This is a genomic window from Nannocystis exedens (genome assembly GCF_002343915.1).
GTDB lineage: Bacteria > Myxococcota_A > Polyangia > Nannocystales > Nannocystaceae > Nannocystis > Nannocystis exedens.
The window spans coordinates 1,455,419-1,476,292 of the sequence record NZ_NETK01000001.1; the positions used below are offsets into that span (position 1 = coordinate 1,455,419).

At 68.4% G+C, this 20,874-nt stretch carries 15 protein-coding genes; 8 read left to right on the forward strand and 7 right to left on the reverse strand.

Features of this window, described 5'->3' with window-relative positions:
- Window positions 1–613 precede the first annotated feature (613 nt).
- Genes NAEX_RS05685 through NAEX_RS05695 form a run of 3 tightly spaced genes read left to right on the forward strand, consistent with a single transcriptional unit; the run spans window position 614 to window position 4,706 of the window.
- Complete coding sequence (locus tag NAEX_RS05685; protein ID WP_170135495.1) at window positions 614–2,542, forward strand: type VI secretion system Vgr family protein; 1,929 nt, start codon at window positions 614–616, stop codon at window positions 2,540–2,542.
- A 4-nt stretch (window positions 2,543–2,546) separates the two neighbouring features.
- Window positions 2,547–3,656 (forward strand): PAAR domain-containing protein, encoded by a 1,110-nt coding sequence (locus tag NAEX_RS05690; RefSeq protein WP_096326505.1) that lies wholly within the window; start codon window positions 2,547–2,549, stop codon window positions 3,654–3,656.
- A gap of 18 nt (window positions 3,657–3,674) precedes the next feature.
- On the forward strand, window positions 3,675–4,706 hold the full coding sequence (locus NAEX_RS05695) for a hypothetical protein (protein WP_096326506.1): 1,032 nt from the start codon (window positions 3,675–3,677) through the stop codon (window positions 4,704–4,706).
- Between the two features lie 40 nt (window positions 4,707–4,746).
- Here NAEX_RS05695 and NAEX_RS52765 read toward each other — a convergent pair whose 3' ends face one another.
- Window positions 4,747–5,088, reverse strand: coding sequence for a helix-turn-helix domain-containing protein (locus tag NAEX_RS52765; protein WP_096326507.1), 342 nt, complete (start codon window positions 5,086–5,088; stop codon window positions 4,747–4,749).
- Between the two features lie 128 nt (window positions 5,089–5,216).
- On the opposite strand from NAEX_RS52765, the gene NAEX_RS05705 reads away from it, so the two are divergent.
- The 4 genes from NAEX_RS05705 (at window position 5,217) to NAEX_RS05720 (ending at window position 10,498) form a co-directional block, all read left to right on the forward strand.
- The gene (locus NAEX_RS05705; RefSeq protein WP_245913618.1) at window positions 5,217–5,960 is read left to right on the forward strand and encodes an amidohydrolase family protein; all 744 of its coding nucleotides are present in this window, start codon (window positions 5,217–5,219) and stop codon (window positions 5,958–5,960) included.
- A gap of 30 nt (window positions 5,961–5,990) precedes the next feature.
- Window positions 5,991–7,274, forward strand: a complete 1,284-nt coding sequence (locus NAEX_RS05710; protein WP_096326509.1) for a serine hydrolase domain-containing protein — start codon at window positions 5,991–5,993, stop codon at window positions 7,272–7,274.
- Between the two features lie 211 nt (window positions 7,275–7,485).
- The gene (locus NAEX_RS05715) at window positions 7,486–8,988 is read left to right on the forward strand and encodes a hypothetical protein (RefSeq protein ID WP_143141518.1); all 1,503 of its coding nucleotides are present in this window, start codon (window positions 7,486–7,488) and stop codon (window positions 8,986–8,988) included.
- Between the two features lie 286 nt (window positions 8,989–9,274).
- On the forward strand, window positions 9,275–10,498 hold the full coding sequence (locus NAEX_RS05720) for an IS110 family RNA-guided transposase (protein ID WP_096326511.1): 1,224 nt from the start codon (window positions 9,275–9,277) through the stop codon (window positions 10,496–10,498).
- A gap of 396 nt (window positions 10,499–10,894) precedes the next feature.
- On the opposite strand, the gene NAEX_RS05725 is transcribed toward NAEX_RS05720, so the two are convergent.
- On the reverse strand, window positions 10,895–11,557 hold the full coding sequence (locus NAEX_RS05725) for a hypothetical protein (protein WP_096326512.1): 663 nt from the start codon (window positions 11,555–11,557) through the stop codon (window positions 10,895–10,897).
- Between the two features lie 77 nt (window positions 11,558–11,634).
- The gene (locus NAEX_RS05730) at window positions 11,635–12,834 is read right to left on the reverse strand and encodes a serine hydrolase domain-containing protein (protein WP_420814159.1); all 1,200 of its coding nucleotides are present in this window, start codon (window positions 12,832–12,834) and stop codon (window positions 11,635–11,637) included.
- A 667-nt stretch (window positions 12,835–13,501) separates the two neighbouring features.
- Between NAEX_RS05730 and NAEX_RS05735 the strand changes: the two genes are divergently transcribed.
- Window positions 13,502–14,209, forward strand: coding sequence for a GbsR/MarR family transcriptional regulator (locus NAEX_RS05735; RefSeq protein ID WP_096326513.1), 708 nt, complete (start codon window positions 13,502–13,504; stop codon window positions 14,207–14,209).
- A gap of 755 nt (window positions 14,210–14,964) precedes the next feature.
- Here NAEX_RS05735 and NAEX_RS05740 read toward each other — a convergent pair.
- The 4 genes from NAEX_RS05740 to NAEX_RS05750 form a co-directional block, all read right to left on the reverse strand.
- Complete coding sequence (locus NAEX_RS05740) at window positions 14,965–15,651, reverse strand: hypothetical protein (protein ID WP_096326514.1); 687 nt, start codon at window positions 15,649–15,651, stop codon at window positions 14,965–14,967.
- 300 nt (window positions 15,652–15,951) lie between these two features.
- The gene (locus tag NAEX_RS05745) at window positions 15,952–19,074 is read right to left on the reverse strand and encodes a type I restriction endonuclease subunit R (protein ID WP_096333531.1); all 3,123 of its coding nucleotides are present in this window, start codon (window positions 19,072–19,074) and stop codon (window positions 15,952–15,954) included.
- A 24-nt stretch (window positions 19,075–19,098) separates the two neighbouring features.
- Entirely contained in the window at window positions 19,099–19,401 is a 303-nt protein-coding gene (locus tag NAEX_RS47350) for a restriction endonuclease subunit S domain-containing protein (protein ID WP_143141559.1), read from the reverse strand.
- 45 nt (window positions 19,402–19,446) lie between these two features.
- Window positions 19,447–20,829, reverse strand: a complete 1,383-nt coding sequence (locus NAEX_RS05750) for a transposase (protein WP_096325674.1) — start codon at window positions 20,827–20,829, stop codon at window positions 19,447–19,449.
- Between the last annotated feature and the right edge of the window lie 45 nt (window positions 20,830–20,874).

Consider the following 20,874-nt stretch of genomic DNA (forward strand, 5'->3'; position numbering starts at 1 on the left):
TCGAGCTCGAGCCATTCATCACTGCGGCCCGAGGTATCTCGGATCATCCGCAGGCCGACCAGGAGTCGCGCCGTCGGGACCCGGCGGGCCACGATGATTGGGGGAACCGGGGACTCGGCCCCTCCGACGCGGCCATGCCCGGCCCCGTCGGGGCCCGCTGTTGCCGGCGCACGAGGTTGGCTCAGCTCGAGCTCGAGCTCCTGGCCGCGCATGCCCGCGAGTTCCCGCACTGGCGCGAGCATTCGCGCGCCGGCGCGCGAGACGATCGGCAGCTTCTGGCTGGTCCCTGCGCACGCTCCATCCTGCGCCCGTTGCAGGACCGTGATTACACGAAACGCGATTGCCTGGCCGCCTGTGCGAAAGGGCGGTGGCCAGCGGCACGGGCAAGACGGCACAGCGTCCACCGTCGACGAGCCTGCGAGCGCCGAGCGAGCCCGCGCCGACGCTCGGGCACCCCCTCATCGCTCTGCTGCGCGTTTCAGCGCGAGCGGGTCCCGGCCATGCTCGACTGTGGCCCTGTGATTCGCTCCGCGAGGTTCGATCCCCCGCGCATTCACGAGCGCCCCCTGCTGTCATGGGCTCGCGGGCCATGGCACACTGCGTGCCGTCGACGATGCCGTCCTCTTCGCTCGTCAAGCTCCTCTACTTCCTCGGCAACCAGCCGCTATTCAAGCTCGTCGTGGCCGGCGGCCAGGAGCCGCGGGTCCTCGAGTTCGAGGGCGCGGAGGGCGTCTCGGAAATCTACGAGTACCGCATCGAGGTCGCCTGCGCCGACGACGAATACGAGGACCTGCTCGACCGCGAGGCGTGCCTGACGATCGAGGGGCTGGTGGAGGCGCGTTTCGTCCACGGCTACATCCACAGCGTCGAGTATATGGGGCGCGCAGGCGCGTACACGCGGCTGCTGCTGCGGCTCGTGCCGCGCCTGTGGTGCCTGCAGAACCGGCGGGGCTCGCGGATCTTCCAGGGCATGACGACCCCGGAGATCGTGCAGGCGGTGCTCCGCGAGCACGGCATCTCGGCGCCGCGGGTCCGGGCGGTGCTGCACCAGACGTACGCGCCGCGCGACTATTGTGTGCAGTACCGCGAGACCGACCTCGCGTTCGTCAGCCGGCTGCTCGAGGAGGACGGCATCTTCTATTACTTCGAGCACCGCGAACGCGAGCACGTGCTCGTCCTGTGCGACGCGAACAGCGTCTGTCCGGCCATGCCGGGCGGGCCGCTGCTGCCGTACCGCGAGGACAGCGGCTTCATCAACTCCGGCGAGCACGTGGGCACGTTCTGCATGCGAGAGGCGATGCGACCGGGGCGGGCGACGCTGCGCGACTTCTACTTCCCGCGCCCGGACGAGCGCATGGAGGTGAGCGAGCAGGTCGACGTCAAGGCGGAGTGGGAGATCTACGACTACCCCGGCGAATACCGCGACCCCGGTCGCGGCGGGCCGGACTTCGGCGCGACCATCGTCAAGACCCGGCTCGCGGAGCTCCAGGCGGGTCGGCGCGAGTACAACGGCCGCACCGACTGCGCTCGCCTGGCGCCCGGCCACTGGCTGGAGCTCGCGGACCACCCGACGGCCCACCACAACGGCGAGTTCCTGCTCCTGCGTGTGCTGCACCGCGGCAGCCAGCCGCAGGTGCTCGACGAGCAGGCGTTCGGGCAATTTTCGTACCACAACGAATTCCACTGCATCCCCCGGCGGACGGTCTACCGGCCGCCGCGCGTGACGCCCCGGCCGGTCGTGCAAGGGTTTCAGTCGGCTACCGTGGTCGGCCCCGAAGGCGAGGAGATCCACACCGACGCGCAAGGGCGGGTGATCGTGCAGTTCCACTGGGACCGGCGCGACGGCTTCGACGAGCGCAGCTCGTGCTGGATCCGCGTCAGTCACCCGTGGGCCGGGCCCGGCTACGGCATGGTGTTCCTGCCGCGGATCGGCCACGAGGTGTTGGTCGGCTTCCTCGAGGGCGACCCGGATCGCCCGATCGTGGTCGGGCGCGTCTACGACGGCAGCAACCCCTTCCCTTACGACCTCCCCGACCACAAGACGCGCAGCACCATCAAGACCGAGAGCTCGCCGGGCGGGGGCGGCTACAACGAGATCCGCTTCGAAGATCTGCGCGGGGCCGAAGAGATCTTCATACATGGCCAAAAGGACATGAATTCGGTGATCGAGAATTGCGAGACGCGGCGCGTCGGCGCCAGCCGCAACACGACGATCGGGACGGTCGACAGCACCCTCGTCGGGATCAAGCAGACGGTGACGATCGCGCAGCCGTCGCAGCCGCCGCCGACGATCCCTCCGACCGGGACGGAGATGAGCGACAGGAAGTACCGCCTGACGACCGGCCAGGCGACCCTCACCCTCGACGGCCCCGACATCACGCTCGAGGCCGAGGGCACGATCCGCCTGATCGCGCGCGGGACGATCGAGCTGGTCTCGACGGCCGCCGACCTGAAGGCGGAGGGCGCGACGACGGTGGCGCTGACGGCCAAGGGCGGCGACCTGACGATCCGCGGCGGGCCGAACGTGAAGATCAACATGTGATCGTATGCACGAGGCCGCACGCACCACGGACCCGACGGTCCACGTCGGCACGATCGCCCAGGGCGCGTCGCACACGTTCATCGGCGGGCTGCCGGCGGCGCGCCGCGGCGATCCGCACGTGTGTCCGGCCCACGTCGGCGGGGTGATCGTCGAGGGCTCGTCGACGGTGTTCATCGAGGGCGCCCAGGCGGCGCGCAAGGGCCACCTCTGCGGCTGCAACGCGGCGGGCAGGGCGGGCGCGGGCTGCCCGGCGGCGCTCGGTCCGGCGGGCGGGGCGGCGCCGCTGCAGGTCTCGACCGACGGCCTCTTCAACCAGTGCGCCGACAACAACATCCCCGCGCGCGGCCCCTACGCCGAGGCGCGGCTCCTCGACAGCGACGGCGACGGCGTCCGCGACACGGCGAGCGCCGACGCGGCGCTGCTGCGCATGCGCAACCAGGGGTTCCGCGACGTCGGCGGCGTCGAGCTCGGCGCTCGCCACGAGCTGGACGCGTTCTCCGTCAGCGGGCGCGCCAGCTACTCCAGAGGCGACCGGCTGTTCGGAGCGGGCAACCCCTATAACGCGGGATCCGTCAGCGGAAAGGCCTCGGCGACCACTTTCCGGCAGGGCGGCTCCCTCCTGTTCGGGCCGGCCGGAGACAACGGCCGCAACCCGATGCTCGAGCTCGGCGGCGAGTACCGCTTCTTTCACGCCGAAGCCGAGGGCGACGCGCTGCTCGGGGACGACGGCCGCCGCGTCGGCTTCCGCTTGATGGGCAAGGCCGGGGCCGAGGTGGTGGGCGGCGACGTGTCGGGGCGCCGGTCGATCGCCATTCCTCTCATCGGCTGGACGATCGACGCGCGGGTCAAGGGCGGCGCGGCGGCCGGACTGAGCGGCGGCGGCGGCCTGTGGGCCTTCTTCGACCGCCAGACCGAGCGTTTTCACATCGGAGCGCTCGGCGAGCTCGTGCTCGGGCTCGACATCGACATCAGCATCGGCCGGCCCTATCGGGAGGACCCGCCCGACCCCAACCAACCGCCGGGGGCCGACGGCCGTCCCGTCACCGGCTCCGGCTCCGGCGGCGTGCCCAACGCCATCGCCGAGGGCTGCCCCACGGTGTTCATCGGCGGTTAGTATGACGCGAGCGGACCGATGAGTGCCTCGTCCCTGCCGTTTCCCACCCGCCCCCAGCGCTCCCGAGAGCTCGTCCTCAAGCACTTCTGGCGCTGCGACGACAAGCGCTGCCCGGACGAGTCGTTCCACTTCAGCATCGTCATCCCCAACGGCTGGGGTGCGCTCGACACCCCGGTCACGCCGCCGACGGTCGGCGGCCCGCTGGTCAGCCTCGGGGTCTATCGCAACGCGACGCTCGTCACCGCCGAGGTCGAGGTCCACGCGTGCATGCTGACCCGCGAGGTCGCCCCGGCGCAGTGGCTCGACATCTACCTCGACCGCCTCGGCGTCGAGCTGCTGGAGCGCCGCGAGGTGAGGACCGAGGGCGGGACGGTCGCCGACGTCTTGACGCGCAGCCCGACGAGCGACGAGCCGCTGGTGACGCGCTGGCTGGCGATGAAGAACTACAACCGCCTGTTCTTGATCGAAGGCCGCGCGCTGGCGCCGAACTACCCCAGCGAGGCCGAGGCGATCTTCCTCGCGGTGACGAGCGTCAGCCTGTTGAACCCCGTCGACTGGCCGCTGGCGGAGCGGCTCCTGAGCTACTCGCGCCACCTCCCCGGCGACTTCCTGCTGCTGTACCCGGAGTCGTGGACGCTGACGGAGGACCCCGGCAACGACGAGCGCGCGCTGCAGATCAAGCTGGTCCAGCGCGTCGAGAACGTCGCGGTCGGCACCCTCGCGTTCGTGACCGTGGCCCGCGACGCCGAGTCGGACCCGCACAAGCTCCTGGCCCGCTTCATCGACGACGTCCGCCGCGCCGGCGCGACGCTGGAGGTGCCGCCGCTGCTGCCCGGCGAACCACGGCGAGACTTCGAGCGCACGTGGCACGCGACCGCGGTCGCCGCGCTCGGCCCGGTGCCCATGGAGGTGCGGGCGTGGATCGGCGAGCGCCCCGACGCGTGGTTCTTCCTCGGTCTGTACGGCCCGGCGCGCGCGGCAGACGACGAGTGCTGGGCCGTGAACACCCGCGCATTCGAGGTGGTGCTGCGGTACCTCAAGGTCGAGTGAGCGAGGCGGCGAGCGTCGAGCCCGCGCGGGGCGGCCTCCGCTAGCGCGCGCGACGTTTCGGCGCCTGCCACTCGGCGCGGACCTGCGACGGCGTGCGACCGATGAGACTGCGGAAAGCGCGGATCATGTGGCTCTGATCGCAGAATCCGGCCGCGACGGCGATTTCGGCGGCGGGCGCGTCCGAGCCGCGCAGGAGGCTGGTCGCCAGCTCCACCCGCTTGCGCCGTACGGTCTCGCCGATGCCCTCGCCGATCGCTGCGCGGTAGGCCTGGGCCAGCCAGGCGGGGTTCAGTCCGAGCTCGCGCGCCAGGTCCGTCGTCGACGGCGGCGCCGCTGTATCGAGCCTCGCCTCGACGGCGTCGAGCCAGGCCGGTCGCCTCACCCGCTCCGACTGGCGGCGACTGGCTCATCGCCGCCGAATCGCTGCACCTCACCGCCCCCGCGCGCGCCGAGGCCGCCCCCGCGGACGCGCTGATCGCCGAGCTCGACGCCGCAGGCGTCCAGAAGGCGATGGTGCCCTCCAGCGCCTACTGGTGGGGCAGTTCGATCCTGCCCCCGGTCCACGACGAACCTGCCCGCGTGCGCGAGGAGAACGACTGGGTCGCGGCCGAGGTCGCCCGCTTTCCCACCCGCCTGGTCGGCTTCTGCAGCTTCAACCCGCTGAAGCGCTACGCGCTCGACGAGATCGCCCGCTGCGCGACGATCCCCGCCTTCCGCGGGATCAAGCTGCACATCGCCGACGCCAACGTCGACCTCGACAACCCGGCCCATGTGGAGCAGCTGCAGCGCGTGTTCGACGCCGCCAATCGGCATGGCCTGGCGATCGCCGCGCATATCGCCAATCAGGACCTCGACTTCGGCCGCCGACACGTCGCGATCTACCTCGACCGGATCCTGCCCATGGCCCCGGACGTCCCGATCCAGATCATGCACCTCGCGGGGCACGGCCCCGCGCACGGCGGCGAAGCGCTCGCCGCATTCGCCGAGGCGATCGAGGCGGGTGATCCTCGCCTGCGTAACGTCTATTTCGACGTCGCCTCGAACGTGATGGACTTCATGACGCCGGAGCAACTCGAGCCGATCGCTCGGCGCCTCCGCCAGATCGGGACGGAGCGGATCCTCTTCGGGACGGATCGGCCCGCCGGCGGCCCCCGCTTCACGGCGCGGACGGCGTGGGAGCAGTTCCGTCGGCTGCCGCTGACCGAGGAAGAATTCAGGGCCATCGCCGACAATGTCGCCCCGTACATACGCTGATCCGCCTCCGTGCAGCGACCGAGGATCGTCATGACCTGGACCGACCGACTGCTCATCCTCGCCGGCGTCGTGCTGACGATCGGGACCGGCGGAGGAGCGCTCGCGGCCGCTTCGCCGGAGCCTCCGCCTGAGTGCGCCTCCACGGCCGCGCCTCACCCATTCCATCTGGCGTCCGCTGCGTTGGAGCGACTGGATGCCGCCGCCCGCCGCGCGGTCGCCGACGGCGAAGTCCCGGGTCTCGCGGTGGGAGTCGTACGCCAGGGCCGCCTCGTCTTCAGCAGGGGCTTCGGATCTGCCGATCTCGAGCAGGGCACCCGCATCACGCCCGATACGGTCTTCCGGATCTTCTCGGTGACCAAGGTGTTCACGGCGGCAGCGATCATGCAACTGGTCGAGCGCGGCCAGCTCGGCCTCGACGACCCGCTCGCGCGCTTTTTGCCCGCCTTCCCTCGCGCGGACGAAGTGACGGTGCGGCACCTGCTCAGCCACAGCTCCGGGATCCACGAGTATGCGGGCTCCAGCCCCGTGCTCGAGCGAATGGGTGCGACGCCCGAGGACCTCGTGCGGCACATCGCTGCGCAGCCCGTCCCCTTCGACTTCGCTCCCGGGACGCGATGGTCCTACAGCAACTCCAACTATGTCCTCCTCGGTCTGATCGTCGAGCGCGTGACGGGCCGGTCCTACGGCGAGTATTTGGCGGCGCACGTCTTTTCGCCGGCCGGGCTCGGCCGTACCCGCGTCGACGACGGGATCGACCTCGTTCGCGGGCGCGCGTCCGGCTACGTGCCCGCGCTCGGCCGCCGCGGCGCGTTCGTCCATGGGCCCCCGCTCGACATGAGCTTCGTCTACGCGGCGGGCGCCCTCCTTTCGACCGTCCCGGAGCTTTCGGCCTGGTTCACCGCCTTCTTCGACGGACGGATCGTCAGCCCGCGGACCGTCGCGTCGATGCTCGCCCCGGCGCGGCTCCGGGACGGCAGCATCGCCGGCCCGCCGGGCGAGGCGGCCTTTTACGGCCTCGGCATCCGCTCGTATTGCCTGGACGGTCAGCGGGCGATCGGTCCGAGCGGCTCCTTCAGCTCGTTCAGCGCGAAGGTGACCTACTATCCTCGAGCGGAGCTCATGCTCATCGTCCTCACGAACACCGGCGGCAAGGCGGCCGAGCTGGAAGAGCGATTCGCACGCACGATCTTCACCGGCGGGACCGACCGCGCGGAGCGGCCCGCTCGCTCGTCGGCGCCGCGATGTGAAAGCTGCCCCGCCCGCGCCCCGCGACAGCCCTTCGAACCGAACGCACGCACCAGCACCGATCGTTGATTTCATCCCATCGCCTCGGCTCGCCCCTGGCCCCGGGGCGCGCCACCCGGGCGCCTCGCGCGGCCCCATGGGGCGCCCCGGGGCTGCCCTCCGGTCCCGCGCCGACACATCGCCGCCGGCTCGCAGAACTCCACGACAAATTCGAGGCACGTCGGTTGCTGATGCGTGCGCCGTCGAGGATGCCGCAAAGACGGCAGGACGGAGAGAAACGATGAGCATCAGCAACGTCACTTCAAAGCAGGAGAACTGGCAACGCAGCGCGATGTGCGTGGCGCTCACGATCGCGGGCGCAGCAGCGCTCCTCGGCTGCAGCACCGCCGAACCGGCCATCAATTCTGCCTCATGGAGTCCCCCGGACCCCCCTTCACTGCCTCCTGACTGGGACATCTCCGACCTGGACGGACGGTTCGTGGAATGCCGTCCGGCAGGCGGAACCGGAGCAGCGACCGGCGCGAACGAGCCGCCGATGGTCACTTGCGTGCCCACTGACTCGATCGGGGGGAGCTATCAGCCGGCGGACCCCGACTGTTTCACGTACGGGCTCAAGACGGAATACCTCCAGGCGATCTGCGCGCGGACATTCGGCGGAGACCCGCAGGACTACGAGGCGAATGAGGTCCAGGACGCGTACACCCTGGTCGATGACTACCCGACGTTCGAATTCGACTCCATGGAGCTTTGCAACGTCGCGCGGCCGTTCGAGGACTTTGACGAAGTGCCCGCCGCCACGAACATGCTCCCCTTGAACACGGGGCACTATGACCAATGCTCGCGCGAGAGCTACTGCACGACCTTGGCGGAATTGATCGACGTGTACCCCAGCCTCGGCCTCGAGCCGGACCCCTGGTGCAACCTCGGCCCCAGCGGCGATCCCCAGGCCGACCGCCCGTGGCGCTGCGTCGGCTCGACCGGCTCGGCCTGCGGGTTCGTCTACGAGGATTGGCCCTACAGCGAGGAAGAGACGGATCGTTGCCCCTATACGAAGCCCGGCGGGCGCAATTACTGCGTGATCGCAGCGAACGAGTCCGCCGCGTCCGATCTGTGCACGAAGGTGTGCCTCGAGGCGCACGATCTCTACCTCGAGGAATACGGCACCAATTATCGGCCTGAGGGGTATCTCGACTGTAGCGTCTTCGACGGCCTCACCATGGAGTGGGTCAGCGACGTGGAGGAAGAGTGCCATAATCGGTACTACGATCTGCGCATCGAAGACCCCGAGAAGAACGTCGAACCCTTCCACTTCAGCGGCGACCTCCTGTTCGACAGCGGCGCCCACGCGTCGGTCGGCAGCGACAACCTCGGCTTCATCGACTACAGCGTCGAGAACTGCGTCGGGCACGCCTGCGACATCACGATCAAGAATTTCGGCCTGCACTACGCGGAGTACGCGGGCACCTTCTACGACGCGGTGGACGCTCCGTACCCCTTCAGCGTGGACGGGATCTGGATCTCACTGGTAGAACCGGTTCGCGGCAGGATCGCTCCGTCCTCCCCCTCCTCGCCCCCTGTCGTGTCCTTCCCCTCCGAGGTCTTCTGGGTCAGGCTCTCCGCCGGCGCGGTCGCGCTCGATGGGACGCCGATCAGCACCTTCGGCTCGGCGACGCTGCCGATCGATGAGGTGACCGGAACCTATAACGGAGGCGTACTGACGCTCTACATCGGCTACGAGGCGGTGGACGCGACCACCATGAATCTGACGCTCACCACGTTCTGAGTTACCCACCGGCTGGCGCCGACCCGCGGGGATGAAACGGCCCTGGAACCCTCGCGGGAGGCCGATGGCGGGCTTGGCGCGGATTCGCACACTGGGTTAGCTTTGCCGCGAATGCCGGCAAAGAGGTCGTTCACGCACTGGCGCAGGGTGAGCCCGTTTCTGAGTTGGACCGGAGGGCCCGTGAGCACCCTTGTTTGCGAGCAGCGGGTCCTGGGACTCGCTGGAGCGCGTTTGAGAGACTTCGAGTTAGGGGCCCTCGCGCCGGCGTTCTTCACGGAGGAACGTCATGGAAGTGATGTACGGGACGTGCGCGGGCATGGATGTCCACAAGGACAGCATCGTCGCCTGCGTGCGGTGCATGAAGGGCAACAAGGTCGACCGGGAGGTTCGAACCTTCGGCACGAGCACTTCGGAGTTGATCGGGCTGGGCGATTGGCTCGAGGACCGCGGCTGCGTCATCGCAGTGATGGAGGCGACGGGCGTGTACTGGAAGCCCGTCTGGGCCGTGCTCACGGGCCGTGTCGAGCTGGTGCTGGCGAACGCGCACGAAGTCCGCAACGTGCCCGGGCGCAAGACCGACATGAACGACGCGATGTGGCTCGCGGACTTGATCGCACACGGGCTCGTGCGCGCGAGCTTCGTGCCACCCGAGCCGATCGCGGATCTGCGGGACTTGACCCGGACGCGGAAGCAGCTCTCGCGCGAGGTCGTCGAGCACACGCAGCGGATCCAGAAGGTGCTGGAGACCTGCAACATCAAGCTCGCGTCGGTCGCCTCCAACATCCTCGGGAAGAGCGGGCGGGCGATGCTCGAGGCGATGGTCGCCGGCGAGAGCGACCCGGAGAAGCTCGCGGGGCTTGCTCGTGGGACGCTGAAGGCCAAGCGCGGCAAGCTCATGGAGGCGCTCCACGGCCGCGTGCGCGACCATCACCGGATGCTCATCTCGACGCATCTCCGGCTCATCGACGCCCTGCAGGCGTCGATCGCCGATGTCGAGAAGCGGATCGAGGCCGAGCTCCGCCCTTTTTCTGAAGCCGTCGAACTGCTCCAGACGATCCCTGGAGTCGGAACGACGGCCGCGCAGGCCATCATCGCGGAGGTCGGCGTCGATATGAACCGCTTCCGCTCGGCCGGTCACCTGCGCTCCTGGGCAGGTCTGTGTCCACGCATGGACGAGAGCGCCGGCAAGCGCCGCTCCAACCGCATGCGCAAGGGCAACGCGTGGCTCAAGACGATGCTTATCCAGTGTGCCTGGTCGAGCATCCGCGGGGAGGGCTATCTCCGGGCGCTCTTCCTCCGCGTCCGAGCGCGGCAAGGCAAGAAGAAGGCGATCGGAGCCGTTGCCGCGGCGATCCTCACCGCAGTCCACGGGATCCTCCGCGACCACGAGCCCTACCGCGACCTCGGTGCCGAGCACTTCAACCGCAACGACCGCCAGCGCACCGCATCACGACTCGCGCGCCGCATCCGCAGCCTCGGCTACGAAGTCGAGATGCGCCCGGCGGCCTGATCGTCCGCGCCCCGCAGGCCTGGGCCCCGCGACGAGAAGACGTCCTGCGAACCAGGCCCGGGCCGCGCGGAGAGGGCCGTTTCTTGAGAGGGTCGCACAGGCTCGAACTCGGGCGGTCGCGGCGCCCCACGTCTCGCGGGCGTCGCCCGCACCGACCGGAGGCGCACCCGGGCACCCGCGCTCGTGGTGCGCCGGGCTGCACAGCGATCGTCGGGTCCAAGGGGGGCGACGAGGACGCGGTCGTCGCGCTCGCCGTCATCCCGCAGTTGCTGGAGGGCGAGCCCAAGCCGTTCTGCCGCCGGCGAGCCAGACCCGGTCGAAGCGTTCCAATGCATCGCGCAGGTGGGCACCTTCGGCGACGATCCGCCGCTCGCCGACTCGCTGGTCGCGGCCCTGTCACCTGAGATCAACGGGCCCGAGGGCTGCAACGCCGGCTTTCTCCGACCCGACGCGCTCCTGGTGTTCGTGTTCATCATGGATGATGTCGCGGTTCCCGCCGTAGAGGTCGCACGGCTTGTTGTACGCGTAGGGCCCCGCGTTGAAGATGAGCCCGGCCCCGAGGGTCTTGTCGCAGGTCCGGACCTGATCGACGTACTTCCCGCATTCGTAGCCGATCGCGTTCGGACCGCAGTTGCCCAGGTTCAGGCACCACGTCGGCGATTCGCAGAACTGGCCGCGCCACTTGCCGTCCGTGTGGATCGAGATGACGTGCGGATCGAAGTCGGCGAAGTCGGCCGCGATCGTCTCCATGAACCCGGGCAGGCTGGCAATCAGTTGGGCCTGCTCGGTCACCATCGTCCCGAGCTCCGAGATCGCGAACACGAAATCGATCTTGCCCTTGCAGCCCGCGGGGGTCGGATCGCCGAGGTCGGGCGGCGGGGCCATGTCGAACGTCGACGCCGCGCCCGAGCTGCTCGCGGCGGCGCTGTCCTCGGCGCCCCGCTGGTCGAGCTCAACGTCGAGGTCGACGTCGTCGCGTTGCCCGAGCTGCTCGACGTGTGCGCCACGGAGGTGACGCCCGGGCCGGTCGAGAATGCCGCCGAGCTGTCGTTGCCGCATCCGAGCGCGACGGCGGCGGCGAGGGCGAGACAGCGCGTCACGTTCAAGGGTCGCGGGTCCGCGGTGCTCGGCCCCGGCTACCGGGCCGGCTCGGCCTCGTCATCCGACCCGGCCTGCCCGCCGCGGAAGACCTCGTCGACGAGCCGCTGCTGCGCCTTCTGGAACGCCGCCGCCCACTCCGCGAATTCCAGCGCAGCGTCTCCGGTGGTCAGCGAGGCGGTCAGCGTCTTGCCGCCGTCGGGAGTGCTGTACATCAGCGCCGCCCAGCCCGCGAAACCGCCGTTGTGGGTGATCAGGGTGCCGCGGTTCGGACCCATGTCCTGCACGAACACCCCCAGGCCGTAGCCCATCGTCGGCAACGGTGTCGGATGCGGCTCGCACATCTCGGCCAGCAGTGGGGCCGGCAGGAGCTTCCCGCCCATCAGCCCGGAGATGAACAGGTGGAGATCCCGCGTGGTCGAGATCATGTCTCCGCCGGTGGAGACCCAGGAGGGGTTCATGCGGGTGATGTCGACCGTCTTCCACTGGGCGGCGTCCTGGTACGTGTAGTAGCCGTGGGCGTGCGGCTCGGGAATCTCCGGCGAGGCTTCCGGCACCACGGTGCCCGACAACCCGAGCGGCCGCAGGATCCGCCGCTGCATCTCCTCGGGGAACGAGCGGCCTGTGACCTTCTCGACCAGCAGCCTGGCCAGCACGTAGTTGGTGTTGGAGTAGCTCCAGTCCGTCCCCGGCTCGAACCGGGCCGGCTTGGACAACGCCAGCTCGACCAGCTCCTGCGGCCGGTAGGTCTTGAACCGGTTGTCCACCCACTCCTGGCCCTGCCAGGGGATCCCCGGCACGACCGTCCCATCGGGGTAGTACTCGCCGGTGAAGTTGAACAACCCGCTGGTGTGCTGCAACAGCATCCGCACGGTGATCCGCCGGTCCAGCCCGAACTCGGGCAGGTCGTCGGCCACCGGGCTGTCCAGCCCGATCTTGCCGTCGGCCACCAGCTGCAGCACCAGGGTCGCGGTGAAGGTCTTGGTAATGCTGGCCACCCGGAAATGCCCGTTCGTCGGCGGCTTCGCCGTCTCGCCCAGCTCGCGCACCCCGGCGCTGCCGACCCACTCGCCCCGCGCATCATGCACGCGCAGCTGCACCCCGGCGAATCCTGAATCGACGATCTCCTGGATAGCCGTTTGCAGCTCCGGGCGATCCTGCCCTGCAGCGGCCTTCGGCAGGGCACCGCTGTCCGCGGCGTCGAGGGCTGCCGTGATCTTGCGGGCCATCTCGGCCATGGTGAAGCTGGGCTCCCCCGTGTGGGTCCGGTTGGCTGCTTCGATGGCGACCTTGATGGTGCCGCGGAAGTTGTCGGCCTCGCCCGGGGCCTGCTTCCCGAGCAGGCTCATGGCTGCCCTCAGAGCGGGCAGCACCCGGTCGACGAGTGCGGCTACGGATTTGCCGTCCCATTGCACGTCCTCGGGCTTCTCGGCGAGCACGTGCCCGACCAGGCCGGTCGCGGAGCTCAGGGAGCGGGAGGCGTCGGTGGCGATCTCGTGCGGCGAGCCGCCGGCGGCACTGGCGGCACTGGCGGCGGCCAACAGCGAGACAGCGCCGTACGCGGCAGTCCGCAGGGTGAGCTTGTCCTGATCGGTCAGGGTGACGGACATGATTGTGTGCTCCTCTCTGCTACGACATTCGACTGCACGGACAGGATCGCCGCGCCATCGGTCAATTGCCAACGTTCGGGGATCGCTGAACGTCTGCGAAGCTACATTGCGTTCATGGATCCGTCAACAACCAAACTGGGGTTCTCCCCCCAAATTACTCCCATGTCAGGTCCTGTTGCAATGAGGATGAAGCTGAACGCAAGAGACGATCAAGATCTGAAATTGCAATGAGCTCCGGGTGAACGCATACTGTGCGGCGGGGGTACGCGGGGCGCCCGGCAGAGAGGAGACGAACGTGCCCGGAGACAGGCTCACCCACGAGGAGCGTCAGCACATCGCCGCGGGGCTGGCCGAGGGACTCGGATACACGGAGATCGGGAAGCACCTGGGGAGGCCCGCCTCGACCATCATGCGGGAGGTCGCTCGCAACGGGGGACCCGACGACTACAGGGCGGACCGGGCGCACCAGGCCACCCGGCAGCGGGCGCGCCGACGCAAGCAGGCTCGGACGTCGGCGCCGCCGACCCCTGACAGCGGTCATGGGCGTGACCCTCGAGCAGTCCAGGACTTCACCGAGTCCTTCACCGCTCTCCTGGTTCAGCAGGGGATGCCACGGATGACGGCCAGGGTGCTGGTCACTCTGTACGTCACCGACTCCGGCACCCTCACCGCCGCCGAACTGGTTCAGCGGCTTCGCATCAGCCCCGCGTCCGTCTCGCACGCCATCGCCTACCTCGAACAGCAGGGAATGCTCAGGCGGGAACGAACTCCCGGCGTGCGCCGCGAGCGCTATGCCGTCGACGATGACATGCTAATCCAGTCCCTCCTCGCTACCGTGCAGATGAACGACGCCCTGGCGGCCGCGGCGCGGCGCGGCGCCGAGATCCTCGGGGCCGCCACCCCGGCGGGCGCCCGCTTCGCGTCCTCCGTCGAACTCCTTCTCCTCGTGAGCGAGTCCCTGCGGCAGGTCATCGCGGCGCGCCACAGCTCGGGCGCCATGTAGCGGGGCGTGCCGACGATCGCCTCCGAGCTCTCGTGCGGTCGCACGGCCGCGAGGTTCGGGCGGTCGCGGACCTGTGTGCTGTCGAGTACGAACCGGATCCGATCCGACGGGTCCGACAGGAACGCGGCGCGCGTCTCCATCTTGTGCAGGACGCCGCTTCCGCCCTTGGCGCCGAGGGGAACGTCCAGTTCGCAGCGGACGGCGACGAATCTCACCAGCGGTTCCGAGTTGTGGGTGTTGCGATCAAGCAATTTCATCTCGCGCCGGGTCCAGTGCCTGAGTCGGCAACGGTCCGGATGAAGGCCGCGCCGTCGTCCGGGCGCTCGCTATCGAGCAGGGCTACCGCGCGAGCTGGACACCATGGCGACATGGCCGCATGAGCCGGCCGAGAGGCGGGCGAATTGCTCACTTCGGCGCGTCGAGGAAGAACTTCGCTAGAAGGAGCGTAGTTCTCCGCGGCTCGCCGCTCAAGCACGTGCCCAAGTAGGTTACTCTGCGAGAAAATCGGGTGGCGAGACGGTTCAGGCCGTCCCGAATGTCCGTGGCATCCGACGAGCACGCCACCTCCGAATGCGTTTCCAGTAGAATGCTCGCGCAAGCCTGAGACGCCAAAACGTCGATCAGAAGCTCTGCCAGGGCCCGCTGCAAACCGCCGGGGCGGCAGCTCTAGCGCGCTCCGCGCGTTGGAGACGTCGGGGAGACGCGCTTCCGAGCACGATAAGTGCTCGATATGTCGAGATGAATTTGACTTAGTCCTACTGCTGCACACAGTAGATCGGCGACAGCCACGAGCACTTGCCGCTCGTGCACCACTCCGACCAATTGTCGTTGACGACGTCGGCGTGGCCCCAGTACGCGTTGGCGAACTCCGTCGTCCAGTTCTTGCACGTGGCATTGACGCTGATGAGGGTGCCGCTGGCGGAGGTCCCGGTATAGACGGTGGCGAAGCCGCCGTTGGCGCAGATCGTGTCGCCGATCGGCGCAGGGCCGCCGAGCTCGGTGACGTTGATCGGGGCGTCGAGGGAGTCGTCGGTGAGGTCGGCCCAGTTGTCGGCGACCTTGGTGCCGTTGGACAGCACGTAGGGCACGTCGGCCTTGGTCATGCGCGAGGCGGGCGAGGCGTTGACGTCGCTGAGCCACGCCAGGTAGGTGCCCGGGAGCTCGGCCGCCTCGGCGAGCTGCTGACACCTGGCGTCGGCGCCGGCGAGGCCGCCGAGGTTGCCGGTGTACATCTGGCTGGTGACGAAGATGATCTTTTGCGCCGGGGTGACGCTGCAGTCGCTCTCGCAGCCGTCGCCGTCGGCCTGATTGCCGTCGTCGCACGCCTCGGCGTCGGCCCAGACGAAGCCGTCGCCGCACGCGGCGTCCTTGCAGGCGGTGGTGCACGCGTCGGTGTCGACCGCGTTGCCGTTGCTGTCTACATGGCCCGCAAACGGGTTCAATTCTGGCGTTTACGGCATTTTGTTCCGCCGGTCCGAGAAATCGAACCAGAAACGACCCAATTTCATCCCGGGGACGGAGATCGCGTTCCCGCACCAAACGCGGTACAACATCCCGGCGCTGGGCCACAGCAGCCGGACGGCCAGCCGGCTTGCGACCACGGCCCGTGGGCTGGGCGATCCCCTGGTATCCCCACGGGTCGCCGCGGGGACATGAGCGACGTCGCCCAGCCTGTCTCATGCACCCTGTTTACGAGGACAGGCATGGTCGAGTGACTCCGGGACGCGTTTCGCCTCCCGGCCTCACGCCGCCCACTGGACGGCGATGGTCTCTGCCTGCTTGATGATGGTGTCGACGGCTGTCTCGGTCTTGTCGGGCGGGTAGCCGTGCTGACGTAGCTTGCGCTTCACGAGGGTGCGGAGCTTCGCCCGGGCCGTTTCCTTGACCGTCCAGTCGATTGTCACCGAGCGGCGGATGGTGTCGGTAATCTCCCGGGCGATCTGCCGGAGCACCTGATCCCCCAGCACCTTGACGGCGGAGTCGTTGGTCTCGAGTGCGTCGTAGAAGGCGAGCTCGTCGTCGGTGAGGCCGAGGTCTTCGCCGCGCCGGCCGGCCTCGTTCATCTCCTTGGCCAGGTTGATCAGCTCCTCGATGACCTGGACGGTGGCGATGGCGCGGTTGTGGTAGCGGGCGATGGTCTTTTCGAGCTTCTCCGAGAACGCCTCGGACTGGACGACATTCTTGCGGCGGCGGGTCTTGAGCTCGTCGTGCAGGAGCTTGCGGAGCAGCTCGGCGGCGAGGTTCTTGTGCTCGGCGCTGCGGAGCTCGTCGAGGAAGTCGTCGGACAGGATGCTGATGTCGGGCTTCTTGAGGCCGGCGACCTCGAAGACGTCGATGATGCCCTCGGCGATCAGCGCCTTGGACACGAGCTGACGGATGGCCGTCTCGACGTCGGGCTGCGCGCGGCCTCCGGTCGCGACCGAAGATTTGAGGACCATCGCCTTGACGGTCTGGAAGAACGCGACCTCGTCGCGGACCTTGATCGCAGCGTCCTGGGGGACGGCGAGGGCGAACGCCCGCTCGAGGGCGGTCACGGCGGCGACGAGGCGGTCGCGGCCGTCCTCCTTGCCGTAGACGAAGTTGACGGCGCGGCCGAGGACCTGGATCCGCTCGAAGCGGTTGCCGTGGAGGAACTTGCGGTAATCGAAGCCGTGGAAGAAGTCGCGGCAGATCTCGAGGTGCTTCTGCATCGCCTCGACGGCCTTCTCCTGGTCGATGGCCGTCTCGCCCTTGCCGCCGTTCTCGGTGTAGTTCGCCAGGGCGTGCCGGAGGCACTCGCCGACGCCCAAGTAGTCGACCACGAGGCCCCCGGGCTTGTCGCGGAACACGCGGTTGACGCGGGCGATCGCCTGCATGAGGCCGTGGCCCTGCATCGGCTTGTCGACGTAGAGCGTGTGCAGGCACGGGGCGTCGAAGCCGGTCAGCCACATGTCGCGGACGATGACCAGGCGGAGCGGGTCCTTGTCGTTGCGGAAGCGCTTGGCCAGGGCCTCGAGGCGGGGCTTGTTGCGGATGTGCGGCTGCCAATCCTCCTCGTCGGCGGCCGAGCCGGTCATGACGACCTTCAGCGCGCCCTTGTCGTCCTCGGCGGCGTGCCAGTCGGGGCGGAGCCTGGTGATCGCCTTGTACATGGCGACGCAGATCCGCCGCGACATGCAGACGATCATAGCCTTGCCGGCGATCGTCTCGGTGCGCTGCTCGTAGTGCTTGACGATGTCCTCGGCGATCCGCTCGACCCGCTTGTCGTCGCCGACGATCGCCTCGAGAGCGGCCCAGCGCGACTTGAGCCGCTCGCGCCGGCCGACCTCCTCGCTCTCCGTGACCTCCTCGAACTCGTCGTCGATGACGGCCTTCTGATCCTCGCTGAGGCTGAGCTTGGACAGGCGGCTCTCGTAGTAGATCGGGACCGTGGCACCGTCGTCGACCGCGCGCTGAATGTCGTAGACCGAGATGTAGTCGCCGAACACCGCGCGCGTGTTCTTGTCGGTCAGCTCGATCGGCGTGCCGGTGAAGCCGATGTACGAGGCGTTCGGCAGGCCGTCGCGCATGTACTTGGCGAAGCCCTGGACGAGGTGGGCAGACTGGCCGTCGCTACTCTTGACGACGCGGGTGCGGAAGCCGTACTGGCTGCGGTGGGCCTCGTCGGCGACGACGACGACGTTGCGGCGATCGGACAGTTTTGGAAACTTTTCGCCCCGCTCGGCGGGCAGGAACTTCTGGATCGTGGTGAAGATGACACCGCCGGAGGCGACCTGCAGCAGCTCGCGCAGGTGGTCGCGGTCGCGCGCCTGGACGGGCTTCTGGCGCAGCAGCTCGGAGCAGCGGGAGAAGGTGCCGAATAGCTGCTCGTCGAGGTCGTTGCGGTCGGTGATGACCACGAGAGTGGGGTTCTCCATCTCCGGCTCGTCGATGACGCGGCCGGCGTAGTAGGCCATGGTCAGCGACTTGCCCGAGCCCTGCGTGTGCCAGACGACGCCGACCTTGCGGTTGCCCCGCGGGCGCGTGGCGCGGACGGTCTGGGCCACGGCCTCGCGCACGGCTCCGACCTGGTGGTAGCCGCCGAGCTTCTTCATCACGCCGTCGTCGCCCTCCTCGAAGACGATGAAGCTGCGCACGAGCTCGAGGAAGCGCGACTTGTCGAAGACGCCGGAGAGGAGCGTGGACAGCTCGAGGTTGTCGGCGTCGGCGACCTCCTGGCCGTCGACGGTGCGCCACGGGGCGAAGCGCTCCCAGGGGGAGGTCAGCGTGCCAACGCGGGCCTCGACGCCGTCCGAGATCACGAGGATCTCGTTGCAGAGGAACAGCGAGGGGATCTGGCTCTTGTAGGTCTGGAGCTGGCGGTAAGCGTCCCGGGTCGTGGTGTTCTCGCTGGCGATGTTTTTGAGCTCGAGCACGGCGAGCGGGAGGCCGTTGACGAACACGACGACGTCGGGCCGGCGGTTGTGCTGGCCCTCGATGACGGTGAACTGGTTGACGGCGAGCCAGTCGTTCTCGTCCGGGTCGTCGGCGTCGATGAGGCGAAGCCGCGGGGTCAGGGTCTGGCCCTTCTTGCCGGCGACCTCGACCTCGACGCCGTCGCGCAGCATCTTGTGGAAGGCGCGGTTGTTCTGGACGAGCGTCGGGGCCTCGGGGACCAAGATTTTGCGCAGCGCGGCCTCGACGGCCGCGGGGGGAGCTTCCGGGTTGAGGCGGTGCAGCGCGGCCTCGAGACGCCCGCGCAGGATGACGTCGCCGTAGCTGGCCCGCTCGCTCGCAGCTTCGCCGGGAGCGATGTCGGGGCCGTGGGCCTGTTCATAGCCTAGCTGCGCGAAGTGCAGCATGGCGAGTTGTTCAACATCGTCTTCGGATACTTTTACCCGCCTCATCACCACATACCCCCTGATAAACGATTACACAGCCGCCTCCACGACGCTCTCGGCATCGCGCACGCGCAATTCGCCCGAGATCAGACGCGGGAGCAGCGAGTTACGCATTTCTGTCAATACGCGAATCTCTTTAGCGTTAGAGCAGATAAGTTTAAGGAGCGGATTTGTTGCAGCGCCAAAATTCTCAAGCAGGGCAGGCGGCGGCACCACAATACGCATCGTGTCAATATCGCTCTTCCCGAGATGAATAACTGTGGTTCCCACCTTGGCACGCTCGAAGAAGGCCAGACGCGGCTCAATTGCTTGCCGAAGGAAAAATACCGGCACGTGTGCATTAGCAGCCCGAGGTAGAAGTCGGTGAGACGAAATCGCTCATGCGTATCTCGAGTGAGCGACGTGCTCTGGAAGTCGAGCTCCCGGTAGGGAGTGCCGCGAATGGCGGTCAAGAAGCGCTCCGAGCCACCGCAGAAGCGTGAGGACAGCCACGAGCACGGCAGAAAGCGCGGCCCGAAGGCCCTGGAGGGCCCTCGGTTTCCCGATTCCGTGGACCTTTCGCATGATCAAGCTCAGGTTGAATCCGGCGGCGTGGATGACCAGCCGCTTGAGGATATTGTCGTGACCGCGGACGTGGACCCTGCGCATTCCGCCGGAGTCGAGCATGTGCGCGAAGGGCCGTTCGACCAGCTCGCTGCGCTTCTTCTGCAGTTCCTTGCTCTTGCCTCGCTTCACGCGGCGGCGGTTCCGGTGCACCGCCTCACGCTCGGCCTGCTTGTCCTTCCACCGCCGGCGACCACGCGCGGGCTCCGGGATGTAGCTGCGTACGTCGACCTCCTCGAGGCTCGTGAGCACGTCGTTGCTGTGGTAGCCCTTGTCGGCGACGACCTCCTCGACGCGCTCGGCGATCTGCTCCCTGGCCTTCTCCGAGCCCTCTTGGCGCACCTCCGCGAGATTGGCGTCGGCGACCTCCAGCGTCTTCTCGATGGTCTTCGTGTCGCCCGCAGCGCCGCCGTGCACCGTCACGCCGACGATGGCGCCGGTCTCGAGGTCGACCGCCTGCTCGTGCTTGTGCGCGAGGTGGGTGCTGCCGTCCTTCATCTTCATGATCTGCGCCTCGGGATCGTGCGGGTGTACCCACTCGTCGTTCGAGCCCTTCTTCGGCCGCTTGCGGTCCAGCCGCGCCAGGTCCTCGCGCGTCGGTTCCTCGATCCCCTCGGCCTTCGCCAGGTCGGTCAAGTACTCCTTGTACGCGCGTCCGTCGTCGCGGCGCACGATCGATCGCAGCGCCGCGTTCGCCTCAAGTGTCGTTGCGTCGATCCCGAGCGTCTTGCCGCGCAACAGGCCATGCTCGGCGACCAGCTCCAGCACCCGCGTGAACACCCGCTCGTGCACGTCGGTGCTCAGCCGACGCCGCGTCCGCGAGATCGTCGAGTGATCCGGCGGCTGCTTCTCCAGGCCGAGCCCCAAAAACCGCCGCAGACTCAGCGAGTCGGCGACCCGCCAGGCGATGCCCCGCTCGCTGCCGATCCCCTCGAAGTAGCCGATCAGCAAGCAGCGGAAGTACACCCCCGGCGCGAGGCCCGGTCGTCCCATCACCTCGGCGTAGAACGGCTCGCACTGCTTCTCCGCGAAACGGTCGAAGCCGTGCTTCCGGAGCAGCTTGTCGAGCGCCTCGTAGAACGGGTGCCCGAGCCCCTGCAACTTGTCATACGTGATGAACAGCGTCGGCTGCTCCCCGTTGTCGTGCCCCATGGCCATGGCAAAGCCACTTTATCAGCTTTCATCGCAGAGCGCGATACCGCG